Consider the following 15,837-nt stretch of genomic DNA (forward strand, 5'->3'; position numbering starts at 1 on the left):
ATGTGGTGCCACAACGCGACAATAAGACGATTGGCTCAAGCTTTTGTCGTGGGCGTATGGAGTCAGTGACGTTATACTCATTACCTGTTCTACGGTTCACTATTTTTAAAAGGACAAAGCAACTTATGACAAACCTGATTATGGCAGCAGTTGCCGCCCTGGTGGTTGGCATTCTGATCGGGGTATTGTTGGGCCGCTCTACCGGGCAAGGCTCATCTCTGCGGCAGCGTCGCACCGAGCAGCAAGTTGATGAGCTGCGCAACGAATATACCCGCTATCAGGCGCAGGTTAACGAGCACTTTATGGAGTCTGCCCACCTACTGCGCCGCTTCAATGACAGCTATCGCGATGTGAATCAGCACATGGCCAAAAGCGCCACTCGCCTGTGTAACGACGACGAGCTGATCCACGAACTGGAGCAGAACTCAGCCCAACGCCTGAAAGATGAGCGCAAAGAAGGTTCAGAACCGCCTCGCGACTATGCGCCAAAAGACCCTGACGGTTCTGGCACGCTGGCAGAAGATTACGGTCTGAAAGAAAAAGCAAAAGCTAAGGCCAAAGCTTAAGCCTGAGCAAAGGCTGGCCTACGCCGGGTTATCGCACTCGATAAACCGGTGGGCCAGCCCCAACTCCTTCGCCAAGGCTTCCCCTAACGCCTGAACGCCGTAACGCTCGGTGGCGTGATGGCCAGCCGCAAAATAGTGAATCCCCCGCTCTCTGGCGGTATGAGTCGTGGGTTCTGAAATCTCTCCGCTGATGTAGGCATCCAGCCCTGCATCCGCCGCAGTGTCAATAAAACCCTGCGCACCACCGGTGCACCAAGCCACTGTTTTGATCAGGTCTGGCCCGCCCTCAATATGCAAAGGTTGCCGCTGCAAACAACCCGAAATACGCTCGCTTAGCGCCTGTGGCGTTAACGTCTGGGCAAACTCACCACGCCACACCAGACCATTCAAAGGCTCCGGGCTATCGATACCCAACACCCTGGCCAGATTGCGGTTGTTGCCATACAGCGGATGATCATCCAATGGCAAGTGATAACCCACCAGATTGATCTCGTGAGTCAGCAGGGTTTTCAAACGATTGCGCTTTATGCCCACTACACGCTGGTCTTCACCTTTCCAGAAATAACCGTGGTGCACCAGAACCATATCTGCTTTCAGCTCCACCGCCGCATCCAGTAGCGCCTGTGAGGCTGTAACGCCCGTAATCAGGGTGTTTATCTCGGCCTTGCCTTCCACCTGAAGACCGTTGGGGCTGTAATCCTGAAATTTTTCGGGCGTCAGCCAGCTCTCCAGCAGCGCCATAATCTCGTTTCTATGCGCCATAGCAGTGCCAGACCTCGATAATCAGCGTGTATCACAGAGTGTTTTTAACGCCTCCAACAGAGCATCATTCTGCGGCGCTTTAGCAATGGTGATACGCAGAAACTCGTTGATCCGCGGCTTGTTGAAGTGCCGAATGATCACACCCTGCTCGCGTAAACCGTTCGCCAAATCAACTCCAGCCCGTTGCGGATGGCGGGCAAACACAAAATTGGCTCTGGACGGAAGCACCTCAAAGCCCAGTTTCTGCAGACATTCGCTAACCCGCTCACGCTCACGAATTACCCCGTTTCGGCTGTCCTGAAACCAGTCATCGTCTTCATACGCGGCCTGTGCGCCCGCCAAAGCAAGGCGATCAAGAGGGTAGCTGTTGAAGCTGTCTTTCACCCGGTTCAGAGCCTCTATCAGTTCCGCATTACCGGCAGCAAACCCGACCCGCAAACCCGCCAGCGAACGTGATTTCGACAGGGTTTGGGTAACCAGCAGATTTGGATAAAGGTCAATTAAGTCAATGGCGGTTTCGCCGCCGAAGTCGATGTAAGCTTCGTCAATAACGACGACTCGGTCGGGATTGGCCTTTAGCACCACCGCAATTTCGGTAAGGTTCAGGTAGCGGCCAGTGGGCGCATTCGGATTGGGAAAAATGACGCCTCCGTTGGGCTGGCTGTAATCATCAGGGTCAATCGCAAACTCGTCATTCAATGGCACTTTGCGAGCCTTGATGTTGTAAAGACCGCAATACACAGGATAAAAGCTGTAGCTGATGTCCGGGTAAAGTATCGGTTGGTCCTGCTGAAACAGTGCGCAAAAAACGTGCGCTAAAACTTCGTCGGAACCGTTACCCAGAAACACTTGGTCGGTTTTAATACCGTGGTAGGTGGCAATGGTTGCCTTCAGCGCCTGACCCTCGGGGTCCGGATACAGGCGCAGATTATCGTTAAGCTCGGCCTGAATGGCTTCGATGACCTTGGGCGACGGGCCAAAGGGGTTCTCGTTGGTATTGAGTTTTACCAGGTTAGCGATTTTGGGCTGTTCCCCGGGAATATAAGGCACCAAATCGTGAACCAGTGGGCTCCAGAATTTGCTCATGGGTTTTCTCCGTAGCGGTGGCCGTTGGTAATGCGGCGTCTAATCTTGCTGAATCCGGTATTCTGCCGAACGCGCGTGGGCGGTCAGGCCCTCGCCTCTGGCCAGCACGGAAGCCACTCGCCCCATACGGCTCGCACCTTCGGCGCTAAATCCGATAATGGATGAGCGCTTCTGGAAATCGTAGACACCCAGAGGCGATGAAAAGCGCGCGGTACCGCTAGTAGGCAGCACGTGATTCGGGCCGGCACAATAGTCCCCAAGGGCCTCGGCGGTATACCGGCCCATAAAAATAGCACCGGCATGGCGAATGTCCGCCAACAACGCTTGCGGCTCAGCAACGGACAATTCCAGATGCTCCGGCGCAATTCGATTGGATACTTCGGCCGCTTCTGCCAGATCGGCAACCTGAATCAAAGCCGCGCGATCGGCTAATGAGGTGCGGATAATTTCCGCCCGCTCCATGGTGGGCAGCAGTCGTTCAATACTGACTTCCACCGCATCCAGAAACTCGGCGCTGGGGCTGATCAGAATCGACTGGGCCTGTTCGTCGTGCTCGGCCTGAGAAAATAGATCCATCGCAATCCAGTCCGGATCGGTCTGACCGTCACAAATCACCAGAATTTCTGATGGCCCGGCAATCATGTCGATACCCACGGTGCCAAACACCTCGCGCTTGGCAGTAGCTACAAAAATGTTGCCCGGGCCCACAATCTTATCCACCGCCGGCACCGTGTCAGTGCCATAAGCCAGCGCGGCCACAGCTTGCGCTCCGCCAATGGTAAATACACGGTCTACTCCGGCAATCGCCGCCGCCGCCAGCACCATGTCATTCACCACGCCATCCGGTGTCGGCACCACCATAATCACTTCGGCCACGCCGGCGACTTTTGCCGGTATGGCGTTCATCAGAACAGACGATGGATAGGCCGCTTTGCCGCCGGGCACATACAGCCCTGCCCGATCAATCGGCGTAATCTTCTGCCCTAGCACCGTGCCGTCGGCGTCTTCATATTGCCAGGACTCCTGACTCTGACGCTGGTGATAATCCCGCACCCGGCGAGCTGCGTGCTCCAAGGCATCACGCTGGTCCTGAGGAATGGTTTTCAAGGCATGCTGCAACCGTTCCTGACTCATTTCCAACTCGGCTACGCTGCCAACGCTCAAGCGGTCAAACTTGGCCGTAAACTCCAGAACAGCCGCGTCGCCGCGGGTTTTCACCTCGTGCAGAATATGACGCACCGACTCGTTCACCTGATGATCCACGCTGTCATCCCAGGCCAACAGGGCAGATAGCGCGCTGTCAAAGTCTGCATCGGAGGCGTTCAATCGCTGGATGTTAACGGTCATGTGTTAAACCCTGTAGTGAATAAAAACTGAAGTTGAAACTAAAAAGTGATGCCTATAGGCAACTCGTGGCAAGCGCTCGTAAAGGGCTTGCCACCACCCAAAGTTCAGCGAAGGGACTGTGGGGCGGCCTACCAAAACTGTGCGGAGCCATGGATGGCGTAGCCCAAGCGTCACATGGACGTGCTTGAGCGTGTTTTGGTAGGCCGCCCCACAGGCGCTAAAGGCACCAATGCAAGGACGCAAGCCGTTTACGGACGCAACCTCCCATGTATCCGTGAACTAACGGCGTTTTTCCACCGCAGCCGACATCATTTCGATAATGGGATTTATACGTTCGTGTTTCATTTTCATGGAGGCACGATTCACAATTAATCGGGTGCTGATATGTTCGATTAATTCCCGCGCTTCCAAGCCGTTGGCTTTCAAGGTGTTGCCGGTATCAACAATGTCGACAATCTCATCGGCCAGACCCAGAATCGGCGCCAGCTCCATCGCACCGTAAAGCTTGATGATGTCGGCTTGGCGGCCTTGAGCTGCATAATAGCGCCGCGCCAGATTCACAAACTTGGTAGCGACCTTCAAGCGCCCAGTCGGGACCGGACACCCTTTGGCGCCGGCGGTCATCAGGCGGCAGCGAGCGATATTCAAGTCCAGCGGCTCGTAGAGGCCTTCACCACCGTGTTCCATCAGCGTGTCTTTGCCCGTCACGCCCAAGTCAGCAGCACCGTATTGCACATAGGTCGGAACGTCGGTGGCTCGAAGAATAAGCACGCGCACATGGTCGCTGGTGGTAGGAAACACCAGCTTGCGGGACTTATTTACGTCGTCGATCAGCTCAATTCCGGCTTCTGCCAGCAAGGGCAAGGTTTCTTCCAGAATGCGGCCTTTCGACAAGGCAATGGTGATGGAATCTGTCATATCGTATCCGGTTTCCCGTTAGCTCTTTGCTGCCGTGTTACTTAACCCGGCAAACGGCGAATGCTGGCACCCAGCAACTGCAGCTTTTCCTCGATGCACTCGTAACCGCGATCGATGTGGTAAATACGATCAACCACCGTGTCGCTCTGGGCTACCAAGCCGGCAATCACAAGGCTGGCAGAGGCACGCAAGTCGGTGGCCATGACCGGTGCGCCAGTCAAATGGTCAACGCCCTTTATAATCGCCGCGTTGCCTTCCATGGTGATATCGGCACCCATGCGGATCAGCTCTTGCAAATGCATGAAGCGGTTTTCAAAAACCGTTTCTATGATGGTGCCCGTACCTTCGGCGATACAGTTCATGGCCGCAAACTGGGCCTGCATGTCGGTAGGAAATGCAGGATAGGGAGCGGTACGAATACTGACGGCTTTGGGGCGCTTGCCCTTCATATCCAGCTCTATCCAGTTTTTACCACTGGTAATGTGGGCGCCAGCTTCTTCCAGCTTGGATAACACCACATCCATCAGACCTTCGCGGGTATCTTTCAGTTTTATTCTGCCACCGGTAGCAGCAGCAGCCACAAGATAGGTGCCAATTTCAATTCGGTCGGGCAGTACATGATGGTGGCAGCCATGCAGACGCTCTACACCGTTAATCTCAATGGTAGAAGTGCCATGACCTTTAATATCGGCGCCCATGGCAATAAGGCACTCAGCCAAATCCACCACTTCTGGCTCGCAAGCAGAATTTTCCAGAATGGTTTTGCCATCGGCCAGAGTCGCTGCCATCAGCAGGTTTTCAGTACCGGTAACGGTCACCATATCCATGAAAATGTGCGCGCCCTTCAGGCGGCCATTGGTTTTAGCTTTTATGTAGCCATTTTCCACGGAAATCTCAGCGCCCATGGCTTCCAGGCCCTGAATGTGCAGGTTTACCGGGCGGCTACCAATGGCACAACCGCCGGGCAAAGAAACCTGTGCTTCGCCAAAATGCGCTACCAACGGGCCTAACACCAGAATGGACGCGCGCATGGTTTTCACAAGCTCGTAGGGTGCATGGAAGTGCTTGATGGTGTTGGCGTGAATCTCGACACTCATCTTCTCATCAATCATCAGCTCAACGCCCATACGGCCAAGCAGCTCAATCATGGTGGTGACATCGTGCAGGTGCGGCAGATTGCTGATGGTGACCGGTTCATCGGCCAAAAGTGTCGCAGCAAGAATCGGCAAAGCAGCGTTTTTGGCGCCGGAAATGCGGATTTCACCGTCTAGCGGCCTGCCCCCGCGAATCAGAAGTTTATCCACAACAAATAGTATCCTGTATTTTGCGGGCTATCAGCCCTGGCGCGCAGCCCATTCGGCGGGAGTAAAGGCCTTGGGATGCAGAGCGTGAATGGTGCCATCCATAATCATCTGAAACAGCGCTTTATTGATCAGCTGTTGGCGCTTGATGGTTGGTAAACCCTCAAAAACGTCGCCCACTGCCACAACCATGCAATGTGAACCGTCAATCTGCACCTGAATCTCACAGTCTGGCAGCTCATTCTGCACCAGCGTGGCAATTTCGGCGACATCCATAAACACTCCACGGACATTGAAAAATCAAGGGGCGGAATTGTAACCAATTCCTTAGCCAGGGTCAGCTTTCGCATTGGATAATCCGCATCAATGCTGGCCGCCAGCGATGCTTGCCAGGTTAATCCGCGTTTACGCCAGGCCTGACAGCGGAAAACCCTGGTAATGCGTCATTCAGATTCGCCAGCGCGGCCAGCGCCAGCAAGCGCTCACCGGGGTGATCAAAGCGCAGGTTCAGCGAGCGCTCGTGGGCGAACCGTTGCCAACACAAAAGTACTGACAGTAACGAGCTGCTAGCGCTGGTCAACTTGGCCAAATCCACGGTGATGTCGCCTTTGGCCCCTGCCAGCAAAGCCTCTCCGCGCTGGCGCAGGTCGGCAGCGGCCATAGCATCGGCCTGGCCGTCAATTGTCAGGTTATTGTCGCTGAAATTAAGCGTTGGCTGCGGGTTACTGGCGCTCATTATTGCCCTGCTTTTTCGTCAATGGCCTGCTCCAGATTGAGGCTATCAGCCGCATCATTCCAGCCGTCGATCACCACCTGCACTTGGTCCCGATTGGCTTCCATTTCCTGACTGAAACGGTCACGGAACGCGAGCCCAATGTTCACGCCTTCCACGATCACGTTTTCCATCATCCACTGGTCGTTTTTGGCGCGATACATGGAATAGGTAACCGGATAGCGATTGCCTGTTTCGGTGATCACCTGCATATCCACAGACGCACGGTTATCATCGCGGGGGTTGAACGTAGCGCCTAGCACCTCGATGCGAAAGTTGCGCGACTCTACTAAAGCCTGGGCATAGCTCTCAAACAAGCTGCGCTTGAACTTTTCTACAAACTGATCACGCTGTTCCGGAGACGCCTGGCGGGCATAACGCCCCATCACCCGGGCAGCAATGCGGCGAAAGTCAACAAAGCCGTCCATCGTTTGATTCATGCTGCTGTAAAACGCTTCGGCGTCGTCTTGGTATAGCCCCCGCTCCCGGTTGAGCTGTTCAACCATGCGCTGGGTGTTGTCGTTCACATAAGCTCGTAACTGTTCTTCAGTATCGGCTTGAACAGACACGGCCAGCAGACTGAGCAAAACGAACAGAAAAATGGATCGATAACGCGCGATGGCCATCTTGGTGTCTCCGGTTGGGTGCTTGTTAAAAAGGCCTTAGCGGCCAGAGGCAAAATTACTGATCAGCCGTTCGATATTCATCGCCGACTGGGTAGTGTAAAAGTTGTCACCCGGCTGCAGCGACTCCAAATCACCACCAATGGATATGTCGATATACTGCTCACCCAGCAGACCGGATGTGCGTATCATCGCGGCGCTGTCAGCAGGAATGTTGTTGACATCGGAGTCAATAGACAATGTTACGCGGGCCTTAAACGTGTCTCGATCCAGCTCGATAGACTCGATAGAACCAACCTGCACGCCCGCCATTGACACTCTACCCCGCGGCCCCAGGCCTCCAGTATCGGTAAAGTCTGCATATACGGTGTAGGTGCTACCAGCCGCAGCCAATGACAAACCGCTGACTTGCAGCGCCAAAAACATCATGGCACCCATACCTGCCAGCACGAACAATCCAACAATTATTTCAGTCGTTCTTTGCGCCATCACCGGCTCCTGTTAATTTCCAGATAATCAGAAATTGCCGAACATTACGGCGGTCAATATAAAGTCCAGCCCAAGCACGGCCAGCGACGAATACACCACGGTTTTTGTGGTTGCCGAACTGATGCCGGCGGATGTTGGCACACAGTCATAGCCTTGATACACCGCAATCCAGGCGCACACAAAGCCAAACACCACACTTTTTATGACGCCGTTTAGCACGTCGTCACGAAAATCAACCGAAGCCTGCATGTTGCCCCAGAACGAGCCTTCGAACACACCCAGCCATTCCACTCCCACCAGCATACCACCAAGGATACCCACCATCGAAAACACCACGGCCAGAATGGGCATACTCAGAAAGCCCGCCCATAACCGCGGCGCTATCACTCGGCGCAAAGGGTCTACGCCCATCATTTCCATGCTCGAAAGCTGTTCTGTGGCTTTCATCAGGCCAATTTCTGCGGTCAACGCCGAACCGGCGCGGCCAGCGAACAAGAGCGCGGTCACCACCGGCCCCAATTCGCGCACCAGGGTCAGGGCAATCATCTGGCCAATGGCCGACTCAGAGCCAAAGTCGCTGAGAATCGTGTAGCCCTGCAACCCAAGTACCATGCCAATAAACAGCCCGGAAACCACCACAATCACCAGTGACAGCACCCCAACCGAATATATCTGTTTCAACAGCAGCGGTAAGCCCACCGACGGTTTTGGCACACCTACCAGCACGCCCAGCAAAAACTGACTGGCTCGCCCGAAAGACGCCAGAAAATCCAGCGTGTTTTTGCCCAGGCGGGCAATCGCATCCATCATTGCTTTGCTCCCAGGCCGAAATCGACGGCGCGTTCTGGCGCCGGATAGTGAAAAGGTACGGGCCCGTCGGGCTTGCCCTGCAAGAACTGCTGCACCTTGTCTGATGAGTGCTCACGCAGCTGCTCCGGCGTGCCCGCGCCGATCACCTTGCCGTCAGAAAGAATACAGGCGTAGTGACAAATATTGAGTGATTCCGGCACGTCGTGAGACACCAGCACGCTGGTCAGACCCATGGCAATGTTCAGTTGTCGAATAAGCTTCACCACCACGCCCATGGCAATGGGGTCTTGGCCGGCAAAGGGCTCGTCATACATAATCAGTTCTGGGTCCAACACAATGCTGCGAGCCAAGGCCACTCGCCGCGTCATGCCGCCGGACAGCTCTGCGGGCATCAGGTCGCGCGCGCCGCGCAGGCCCACGGCTTCCAACTTCATCAGAACGATGTCGCGAATCATGTCTTCCGGCAGTTTGGTGTGTACCCTCAGGGGGAAGGCTACGTTCTCGTACACGCTCACATCGGTAAACAGGGCCCCGCTTTGGAACAGCATGCCCATCTTTTTCCGCAGCTGAAACAGCGCACCGCGCCGCAGCTTGGGTATGTCGTGGCCGTCAACCAAAACCGAGCCAGACTCCGGCTTCAGTTGTCCGCCAATTAGACGCAACAATGTTGTTTTCCCGGTGCCACTAGGGCCCATGATCGCAGTGATCTTGCCACGAGGAATTTGCAAACTGAGGCCATCAAAAACACGCCGCCCAGACCGCGAAAAAACCACGTTTTCCAAGAAAATATAAGCAGCTTCTGCCATAACCTACCCCTTAAAAGAGCCGCTACATTATGCCAAGACGCACTCAAGCTCAATCCGCTATGGCTAAAATGTAACCTTGCGAACTGGCCGCAGCCGGGTTTTGACCCATTCAGAGACAGCCCACGGCTGTGCAATGTTATACTCTGTTTCACGACAGCCCAAGCGGCGCTTCATGACAGCCCAAGTGGCGAAATCTCGGCCATCAGCCGAATTAGACCTAAAAGAGCAGGAACAGGATGACAGACCCAGTGCCAAAGGATTTCCGAGAATCCGCGCTCAACACCATCCGCATCGAGCGCGATGCCATTACCAGCCTTGAGCAGCGTATTGGTGAATCATTCACAAGCGCCTGTCAGGCAATTATGGCTTGCCGCGGCCGTGTCGTGGTGACCGGTATGGGCAAATCTGGCCATATTGGCAACAAAATTGCCGCAACTCTGGCCAGTACCGGCACACCGGCGTTTTTCGTTCATCCCGGTGAGGCCAGCCATGGTGATCTGGGCATGATTACCAGCCAGGACGTGGTGATCGCCATCTCCAACAGCGGCAATACCAACGAAGTGGTCACCCTGCTGCCACTGTTGAAACGCATGGGCACGCCGCTGATCAGCATGACTGGTGACCCGCAGTCGGTTCTGGCACAGGAAGCATTGGCCAATCTGGACGTTAGCGTACTTAAAGAAGCCTGCCCGTTAGGCCTGGCACCCACATCCAGTACAACCGCCACATTGGTGATGGGCGATGCCCTGGCCGTTGCCCTGTTGGAAGCACGGGGTTTTAGCGCCGAAGACTTTGCGTTTTCGCACCCCGGGGGGCGCCTGGGGCGCCGTCTGCTGTTGCGAGTATTAGACATCATGCACAGTGGCGATAGCGTTCCGGTAGTCAGTGAAGGTACGACCCTCAGCGGTGCGCTACTGGAAATTTCCCGCAAGGGCCTGGGCATGACCACTGTGGTGGACAGTAACGGCGCCCTGATAGGCGTATTCACTGACGGCGACCTGCGCCGCAGCCTGGATAAAAATGTAGACGTACACACCACCGCCATAGAACAGCTGATGACCCGTAATGGCAAAACCATCCGCGCCGACCAACTGGCAGTAGAAGCTCTGAATATTATGGAAGAAATGAAGATCAGCGCCCTGCCAGTCGTTGGTGAGCACGGTGAGCTGGTGGGGGCCTTGAATATGCACGATCTGCTGCGTGCGGGGGTCATTTAATGGACACACTTGTAAAAAATACCCCTAATTTCCGCCCGCAATGGCCGGCCAGCGTGCTTGCCAAGGCAGCCAACATTCGCCTGATTGCACTGGATGTGGATGGCATCATGAGCGATGGCAAAATTTACTTCAGTGCCAGCGGTGACGAGCTAAAAGCCTTCAACATTCTCGACGGGCTCGGACTCAAGCAGCTGATGGCCGCAGGCATTACGGTCGCAGTCATTACCGGAAGGCGTTCACCACTGACCGAAAAACGCATGACTGACCTGGGTATCCCGCACCTGTTGCAAGGCCGCAAGGACAAACACACCGCACTGCTGGAGATTGTCGATCTGCTGGGCATCCCGGCCAGTGATATTGCGTATATGGGCGACGATTTGCCGGATTTGCCAGCACTCCGCTACGCCGGCCTTGGCATTACGGTGCCCAACGGCTATTGGCTGCTGCAGGAGCACGCCGATTATTGCACCCGCAGCCGCGGCGGTGATGGCGCGGTGCGCGAGGCTTGCGACCTGATTCTCGCGTCCCAGGGCAAGCTCGACACGGCCCTCGCGCCCTACCTTGAAACCTGTCTTAAGCCCGCCTGCGACACGGGAAGCGCACCGTGACCTTAGGTAGAGGCAGCGGCCTGCTTGTTGCGCTGTTGCCGGAACAACGCCCCAGGTGGCAAACGATTGCCCTTCTGGCCACGTTCATTGCCACCGCTGCCCTGCTATGGCATAGCGACAACGAAGTACCAACGCCAACACAAGACAGCGAACTGCGCGGTGACCGCGAGCCCGACAGCTTTGTGGTGGACGCCCTGTACACCTCTTACGACGAACAAGGCGCCATCAAAATCCAGTTTGTCAGCCCCCGCATTGAACAGTTCGAGGCCAACGGATACGCCATCATGGCCGAACCGCAAGCCACGATCCAAGGCCAGCCCGGTTCAGAACCCTGGCAGCTTACCGCCAAACACGGCAAACTGCGCGACGGCAACAGCCAGCTGGAGCTTGAGGGTGATGTGCGCATTGTTCGACAGATTGGTGAGCGCAGCGCCACCTTGAGCACGACCAGATTGACGCTGGATAACCGCACTAATATGGCGTACACCGATGCCCCCGTCGAAATCGTTGACGCCACCGGCATCACCCACGCCACGGGCATGAAAGCCTGGCTCAATGAACGTATTCTGGAACTTGATTCCCAGGTGGAAGGACGCTATGAAACTGGCAACTGAACGTAACACACCCTTTTGGCGCCGCGCACGAGGCCTGGGTATGAGGCTGGGCATGAGCTTCGGGCTGGCAGGCTTACTCGTCAGCACGCCAGGCCTGGCCTTTGATCTTGATTCCAACATCCCCATCAACGTGGCCGCCAATTCAGCACGGCTTGACGATGCCAAAGGTGTCGCAACCTACACCGGCGACGTTGAACTGGTGCAAGGCGATACCAGGCTGTTTGCTCAAGAGGTGGTGCTCTACCGCGACATAAATGGGCTTAACCGCATTGAAGCCACCGGCACCCCGGCCCACTACGTTCAGCCCACGGCCAACGGAAAAGGGGAAACCGACGCAAAAGCCCTCTCCATAACCTGGTCAGCTGCCGAGAGGCAGCTGACCTTTGAACGCGACGCAGTGATCAGGCAAACTGGCAATATTTTTCGCGGTGAACTGATTCTTTACGACACCGTGAACCGCGTCGTCACTGCCCAAGGCAGTACCGAAGCAGGCTCCGGGTCAGGCCGGGTAGAAATGACGATCCAGCCGCGCAGCACACAGGAATCCGATGGCCGTTCTCAGAGCCAGTAATCTGGCAAAAAGCTACAAACAGAAAAAAGTGGTGATTGACGTTTCGCTGGAAATTCGCAGCGGCGAAATCGTCGGACTGCTAGGCCCTAACGGTGCCGGAAAAACCACCTGCTTTTACATGATTGTCGGGCTGGTGCAGGCTGACCACGGCCGCATTACGATCGATAACCAGGACATCACCCCGCTGCCCATGCACGGCCGTGCCCGCAAAGGCATTGGCTACCTGCCCCAGGAAGCCTCGGTGTTTCGCAAACTCACCGTGCGCGACAATATCATGGCCATTCTGGAAACCCGCAAAAGTATGAAGCGGGCGGAACGCGAGGCGAAGTTAGAGGAATTGCTAGCCGAGTTTCACATCAATCACATCCGCGACAGTATGGGTATGGCACTGTCTGGGGGCGAGCGTCGCCGAGTAGAAATTGCTCGCGCTCTGGCTATGGAGCCCGCTTTTATTCTGCTGGACGAACCCTTCGCCGGGGTAGACCCAATCTCGGTTAGCGACATCAAGCAAATCATTCGCCACCTGCGCGACAAAGGCATAGGCGTACTGATCACCGACCACAACGTGCGCGACACCCTGGACATCTGCGAAAACGCCTACATTGTCTCCGGCGGCCACATTATTGCCTCAGGCAGCTCCGTCGAAATTTTTGCCAACCAACGGGTGAAAGAGGTCTATCTGGGCAATGAATTCCGGTTGTAATAAACCTTAGAAGTGGGCTTGCGATGACATCGCCACAGGTGAATCGGTTGATTCCCCGGCGAACTCTAGTAGACTCGGCAGAGAACTTGCTTGTGAACGCAAACCCCGGTTAGCCAACCTTTTTTTAGTGGCTGCCACGCGCCAACCGATCGAGTAATGGATTTCCAAGAATGGTGATGAAAGCTTCTTTGCAGCTCAAGCTGGGCCAGAGCCTGACCATGACGCCCCAGCTCCAACAGGCGATTCGCCTGCTACAGCTTTCTACCCTCGACTTGCAACAGGAAATCCAGCAGGCACTGGAATCCAATCCTATGTTGGAAGCACCGGAAGACGACGATCACGGCGATGAGAAACCCACGCACGCGGACACCAACACCGATCAAAATACGGACTCCAGCGCAGCAGATGCCTCTCCAGACACCAGCAAAGACTGGGACGAAAACGAAAACGGTCCCGACTGGGCCAGCGAAAATGAAATACCCGATACCCTGCCAGACGACCTGCCGGTAGATACCGCCTGGGACGACGTATACCAATCGGCGCCGGCGCCGGCCAGCAGTAATGGCGACGATAACGACTACGATTTTGAAACCCGCAACTCACCTACTGAAACCCTGCGCGATTACCTGGAGTGGCAGCTCAACCTGACCACCATGACTGACCGCGACCGCGCCGTTGCTCACGCCCTGATGGACGCTGTTGACGAGCGCGGCTACCTGAGCAGCTCGCTGGCCGAGATTTATACCGGCCTGCAGGACGAGCATGACGACGACCCTCTGGAACTGGATGAACTGGAAGCGGTACTAAGACGCCTGCAGTTTTTTGACCCACCCGGTGTGTTTGGCCGCGACTTGCAGGAATGCCTGCTAATCCAGCTGAACCAGATGCCACCAGGCACCCCTTGGGTTTCTCAGGCGCGCATGGTCATCACCCACTACATCAGCCTGCTGGGCAATCGTGACTACGCCCAACTGCTGCGCCGTAGCCGCCTGAAAGAAGACCAGCTAAAACACGTACTGGCGCTGATTACCAGCCTGAACCCGCGCCCCGGCGATGTGATTGACCGAACCGAACCGGACTACGTGATTCCAGACGTGATTGTGTACAAGCGCAACGAGCGCTGGCGGGTAGAGCTGAACCCAGAGATTGCACCGCGCATTCGCGTCAATGCCAGCTATGCTTCATTTATAAAGCGCGCCGATAGCAGCGCTGACAACACCTACATGCGCGATCAGTTGCAAGAGGCTAAATGGTTCATTAAAAGCCTGCAAAGTCGCAACGAAACGCTGCTGAAAGTGGCTACCCGTATTGTGGAATATCAACAGGGTTTTCTAGACCAGGGGGAAGAAGCCATGAAGCCGTTGATCCTCTCGGAAATCGCCCAAGCCGTAGAAATGCATGAATCTACCATCTCCCGGGTAACCACCCAGAAGTTCATGCACACACCTCGCGGCATTTTTGAACTTAAATATTTTTTCTCCAGCCATGTCAGCACCGATGCTGGCGGAGAATGTTCTTCAACCGCCATCCGCGCCATGATAAAAAAACTGATAGCCGTCGAAACCTCCAAAAAACCGTTGAGCGACAGCAAGATTGCCGCCATGTTTGGGGAGCAGGGAATCCAAGTGGCACGGCGTACCGTGGCCAAATACCGGGAGGCACTGCAAATACCTCCATCGAACGAAAGAAAGCGACTGGTGTAGCAGCACCAACGTAACAACACCAATGCAATAGCAGGAGAAGCCTATGCAACTCAATATTTCTGGCCATCATGTCGAACTGACCGAAGCACTCAAAGAGTACGTGAACGAAAAGTTCCAGCGCCTGGAGCGCCACTTCAACCAGATAAGTAACACCAATGTGACTCTGCAGGTGGAAAAATTGCGCCAGATAGCCGAAGCTACCGTAAATATAAGTGGTGGCGAATTGCACGCCAAGGCCGAAAATGAAGACATGTACGCAGCTATTGACGCTCTGGTGGACAAACTGGACCGCCAGATCCTCAAGTACAAAGAAAAGCAAGTATCCCGGATGCATGGTAACTAACACCGGATACAACGCGTAAACGCTTCACGCGCTGCGGCATGGCACCATGCCGCAGCCTTTTTTTAATGGAAGTACCGTCGACCCATGAGCGAGACATCCCTGACTATAGAAACCATCCTTGCCCCGGAACTGACACTTTGCAACGTGCCAGCGTCCAGCAAGAAAAGGGTTCTTGAGTTTATTGCAGAGCAGATTCACCTGCATAACGCCACCTTGGGCGACACTCAGATATTCAGCAATCTGATTGCCCGCGAGCGCCTGGGGTCCACCGGAATCGGGCAGGGCATCGCCATCCCCCACTGCCGCCTGGAAGGCCTGGAGCACGTTATTGGCCTGTTGATCACCCTCAGCGAGAGCGTGGACTTCGATGCCATTGACAACCAGCCGGTAGATTTGGTGTTTGCTCTGGTTGTACCAAAAGAAGCCACCAGCGAGCATCTTGAGCTGCTTAGCCAGCTTGCAGAAAAATTCAACGACCGGGCTTTTTGTGACCGCCTGCGCCAGTCGGAAGATGCCATTACCCTATTTCAGCGTATGACCTCGGGACGCTAATCTGTCTTGACCTGATCCACTTCGACCGTTCGCACTCAAAGGGTTA

Annotated in this window: 20 protein-coding genes; 9 read left to right on the forward strand and 11 right to left on the reverse strand. The window is 55.2% G+C overall.

What is annotated here, in order from left to right; translation table 11 throughout:
• Positions 1-125: 125 nt before the first annotated feature.
• A complete protein-coding gene (locus tag A3OI_RS0100210) occupies positions 126-566 on the forward strand; it encodes a YhcB family protein (protein WP_018402347.1) in 441 nt (146 codons plus the stop codon).
• A gap of 18 nt (positions 567-584) precedes the next feature.
• Here A3OI_RS0100210 and A3OI_RS0100215 read toward each other — a convergent pair whose 3' ends face one another.
• The 11 genes from A3OI_RS0100215 to A3OI_RS0100265 form a co-directional block, all read right to left on the reverse strand.
• Positions 585-1,328: a Nif3-like dinuclear metal center hexameric protein gene (locus tag A3OI_RS0100215; RefSeq protein WP_018402348.1), complete on the reverse strand. Its 744-nt coding sequence runs from the start codon at positions 1,326-1,328 to the stop codon at positions 585-587.
• A 21-nt stretch (positions 1,329-1,349) separates the two neighbouring features.
• A complete protein-coding gene (gene hisC / locus A3OI_RS0100220) occupies positions 1,350-2,414 on the reverse strand; it encodes a histidinol-phosphate transaminase (RefSeq protein ID WP_018402349.1) in 1,065 nt (354 codons plus the stop codon).
• A 39-nt stretch (positions 2,415-2,453) separates the two neighbouring features.
• On the reverse strand, positions 2,454-3,761 hold the full coding sequence (hisD, locus tag A3OI_RS0100225) for a histidinol dehydrogenase (RefSeq protein WP_018402350.1): 1,308 nt from the start codon (positions 3,759-3,761) through the stop codon (positions 2,454-2,456).
• 279 nt (positions 3,762-4,040) lie between these two features.
• Positions 4,041-4,679 carry an ATP phosphoribosyltransferase gene (gene hisG, locus A3OI_RS0100230; RefSeq protein WP_018402351.1) on the reverse strand — a complete coding sequence of 213 codons (639 nt, stop codon included), beginning with the start codon at positions 4,677-4,679 and terminating at the stop codon, positions 4,041-4,043.
• Positions 4,680-4,720: 41 nt separating this feature from the next.
• Positions 4,721-5,983, reverse strand: coding sequence for a UDP-N-acetylglucosamine 1-carboxyvinyltransferase (gene murA, locus A3OI_RS0100235; protein WP_018402352.1), 1,263 nt, complete (start codon positions 5,981-5,983; stop codon positions 4,721-4,723).
• Between the two features lie 30 nt (positions 5,984-6,013).
• Positions 6,014-6,256, reverse strand: coding sequence for a BolA family protein (locus tag A3OI_RS0100240; protein ID WP_018402353.1), 243 nt, complete (start codon positions 6,254-6,256; stop codon positions 6,014-6,016).
• A 118-nt stretch (positions 6,257-6,374) separates the two neighbouring features.
• Positions 6,375-6,716: an STAS domain-containing protein gene (locus A3OI_RS0100245; RefSeq protein ID WP_018402354.1), complete on the reverse strand. Its 342-nt coding sequence runs from the start codon at positions 6,714-6,716 to the stop codon at positions 6,375-6,377.
• Complete coding sequence (locus A3OI_RS0100250; RefSeq protein ID WP_018402355.1) at positions 6,716-7,378, reverse strand: MlaC/ttg2D family ABC transporter substrate-binding protein; 663 nt, start codon at positions 7,376-7,378, stop codon at positions 6,716-6,718. Before A3OI_RS0100250 ends, A3OI_RS0100245 begins: the two co-directional genes overlap by 1 nt.
• A gap of 36 nt (positions 7,379-7,414) precedes the next feature.
• Positions 7,415-7,864, reverse strand: a complete 450-nt coding sequence (gene mlaD, locus A3OI_RS0100255) for an outer membrane lipid asymmetry maintenance protein MlaD (protein ID WP_018402356.1) — start codon at positions 7,862-7,864, stop codon at positions 7,415-7,417.
• Positions 7,865-7,891: 27 nt separating this feature from the next.
• The gene (gene mlaE / locus A3OI_RS0100260; protein WP_018402357.1) at positions 7,892-8,674 is read right to left on the reverse strand and encodes a lipid asymmetry maintenance ABC transporter permease subunit MlaE; all 783 of its coding nucleotides are present in this window, start codon (positions 8,672-8,674) and stop codon (positions 7,892-7,894) included.
• On the reverse strand, positions 8,671-9,480 hold the full coding sequence (locus A3OI_RS0100265; RefSeq protein ID WP_018402358.1) for an ABC transporter ATP-binding protein: 810 nt from the start codon (positions 9,478-9,480) through the stop codon (positions 8,671-8,673). Before A3OI_RS0100265 ends, mlaE begins: the two co-directional genes overlap by 4 nt.
• Before the next feature lie 236 nt (positions 9,481-9,716).
• Between A3OI_RS0100265 and A3OI_RS0100270 the strand changes: the two genes are divergently transcribed.
• The 8 genes from A3OI_RS0100270 to ptsN all read left to right on the forward strand — a co-directional run bounded on the left by A3OI_RS0100270 (position 9,717) and on the right by ptsN (position 15,791).
• Entirely contained in the window at positions 9,717-10,697 is a 981-nt protein-coding gene (locus A3OI_RS0100270) for a KpsF/GutQ family sugar-phosphate isomerase (RefSeq protein ID WP_018402359.1), read from the forward strand.
• Positions 10,697-11,305 (forward strand): KdsC family phosphatase, encoded by a 609-nt coding sequence (locus A3OI_RS0100275; RefSeq protein ID WP_018402360.1) that lies wholly within the window; start codon positions 10,697-10,699, stop codon positions 11,303-11,305. Before A3OI_RS0100270 ends, A3OI_RS0100275 begins: the two co-directional genes overlap by 1 nt.
• Positions 11,302-11,919, forward strand: coding sequence for an LPS export ABC transporter periplasmic protein LptC (gene lptC / locus A3OI_RS0100280; RefSeq protein WP_018402361.1), 618 nt, complete (start codon positions 11,302-11,304; stop codon positions 11,917-11,919). Before A3OI_RS0100275 ends, lptC begins: the two co-directional genes overlap by 4 nt.
• On the forward strand, positions 11,903-12,490 hold the full coding sequence (gene lptA, locus A3OI_RS0100285) for a lipopolysaccharide transport periplasmic protein LptA (protein WP_018402362.1): 588 nt from the start codon (positions 11,903-11,905) through the stop codon (positions 12,488-12,490). Before lptC ends, lptA begins: the two co-directional genes overlap by 17 nt.
• The gene (gene lptB / locus A3OI_RS0100290) at positions 12,468-13,193 is read left to right on the forward strand and encodes an LPS export ABC transporter ATP-binding protein (RefSeq protein ID WP_018402363.1); all 726 of its coding nucleotides are present in this window, start codon (positions 12,468-12,470) and stop codon (positions 13,191-13,193) included. Before lptA ends, lptB begins: the two co-directional genes overlap by 23 nt.
• A gap of 170 nt (positions 13,194-13,363) precedes the next feature.
• Positions 13,364-14,896: an RNA polymerase factor sigma-54 gene (locus tag A3OI_RS0100295; protein ID WP_018402364.1), complete on the forward strand. Its 1,533-nt coding sequence runs from the start codon at positions 13,364-13,366 to the stop codon at positions 14,894-14,896.
• A gap of 43 nt (positions 14,897-14,939) precedes the next feature.
• Complete coding sequence (gene hpf, locus A3OI_RS0100300; RefSeq protein ID WP_018402365.1) at positions 14,940-15,239, forward strand: ribosome hibernation promoting factor; 300 nt, start codon at positions 14,940-14,942, stop codon at positions 15,237-15,239.
• Positions 15,240-15,323: 84 nt separating this feature from the next.
• The gene (ptsN, locus tag A3OI_RS0100305) at positions 15,324-15,791 is read left to right on the forward strand and encodes a PTS IIA-like nitrogen regulatory protein PtsN (protein WP_018402366.1); all 468 of its coding nucleotides are present in this window, start codon (positions 15,324-15,326) and stop codon (positions 15,789-15,791) included.
• Positions 15,792-15,837: the final 46 nt, after the last annotated feature.

The organism is Marinobacter gelidimuriae (genome assembly GCF_000372805.1).
Taxonomy (GTDB): Bacteria; Pseudomonadota; Gammaproteobacteria; order Pseudomonadales; family Oleiphilaceae; genus Marinobacter; species Marinobacter gelidimuriae.

Excerpts from the sequence above, each read along its gene's own strand:
- ptsN (WP_018402366.1), top strand. The coding sequence starts at position 15,324 with ATGAGCGAGACATCCCTGACTATAGAAACCATCCTTGCCCCGGAACTG.
- A3OI_RS0100240 (WP_018402353.1), bottom strand. The coding sequence starts at position 6,256 with ATGGATGTCGCCGAAATTGCCACGCTGGTGCAGAATGAGCTGCCAGAC.
- A3OI_RS0100265 (WP_018402358.1), bottom strand. The coding sequence starts at position 9,480 with ATGGCAGAAGCTGCTTATATTTTCTTGGAAAACGTGGTTTTTTCGCGG.
- lptB (WP_018402363.1), top strand. The coding sequence starts at position 12,468 with ATGGCCGTTCTCAGAGCCAGTAATCTGGCAAAAAGCTACAAACAGAAA.
- A3OI_RS0100245 (WP_018402354.1), bottom strand. The coding sequence starts at position 6,716 with ATGAGCGCCAGTAACCCGCAGCCAACGCTTAATTTCAGCGACAATAAC.
- A3OI_RS0100250 (WP_018402355.1), bottom strand. The coding sequence starts at position 7,378 with ATGGCCATCGCGCGTTATCGATCCATTTTTCTGTTCGTTTTGCTCAGT.
- hisG (WP_018402351.1), bottom strand. The coding sequence starts at position 4,679 with ATGACAGATTCCATCACCATTGCCTTGTCGAAAGGCCGCATTCTGGAA.
- hisC (WP_018402349.1), bottom strand. The coding sequence starts at position 2,414 with ATGAGCAAATTCTGGAGCCCACTGGTTCACGATTTGGTGCCTTATATT.
- mlaD (WP_018402356.1), bottom strand. The coding sequence starts at position 7,864 with ATGGCGCAAAGAACGACTGAAATAATTGTTGGATTGTTCGTGCTGGCA.
- A3OI_RS0100210 (WP_018402347.1), top strand. The coding sequence starts at position 126 with ATGACAAACCTGATTATGGCAGCAGTTGCCGCCCTGGTGGTTGGCATT.
- mlaE (WP_018402357.1), bottom strand. The coding sequence starts at position 8,674 with ATGATGGATGCGATTGCCCGCCTGGGCAAAAACACGCTGGATTTTCTG.
- lptA (WP_018402362.1), top strand. The coding sequence starts at position 11,903 with ATGAAACTGGCAACTGAACGTAACACACCCTTTTGGCGCCGCGCACGA.
- A3OI_RS0100295 (WP_018402364.1), top strand. The coding sequence starts at position 13,364 with ATGGTGATGAAAGCTTCTTTGCAGCTCAAGCTGGGCCAGAGCCTGACC.
- A3OI_RS0100270 (WP_018402359.1), top strand. The coding sequence starts at position 9,717 with ATGACAGACCCAGTGCCAAAGGATTTCCGAGAATCCGCGCTCAACACC.
- hisD (WP_018402350.1), bottom strand. The coding sequence starts at position 3,761 with ATGACCGTTAACATCCAGCGATTGAACGCCTCCGATGCAGACTTTGAC.
- A3OI_RS0100275 (WP_018402360.1), top strand. The coding sequence starts at position 10,697 with ATGGACACACTTGTAAAAAATACCCCTAATTTCCGCCCGCAATGGCCG.
- A3OI_RS0100215 (WP_018402348.1), bottom strand. The coding sequence starts at position 1,328 with ATGGCGCATAGAAACGAGATTATGGCGCTGCTGGAGAGCTGGCTGACG.
- hpf (WP_018402365.1), top strand. The coding sequence starts at position 14,940 with ATGCAACTCAATATTTCTGGCCATCATGTCGAACTGACCGAAGCACTC.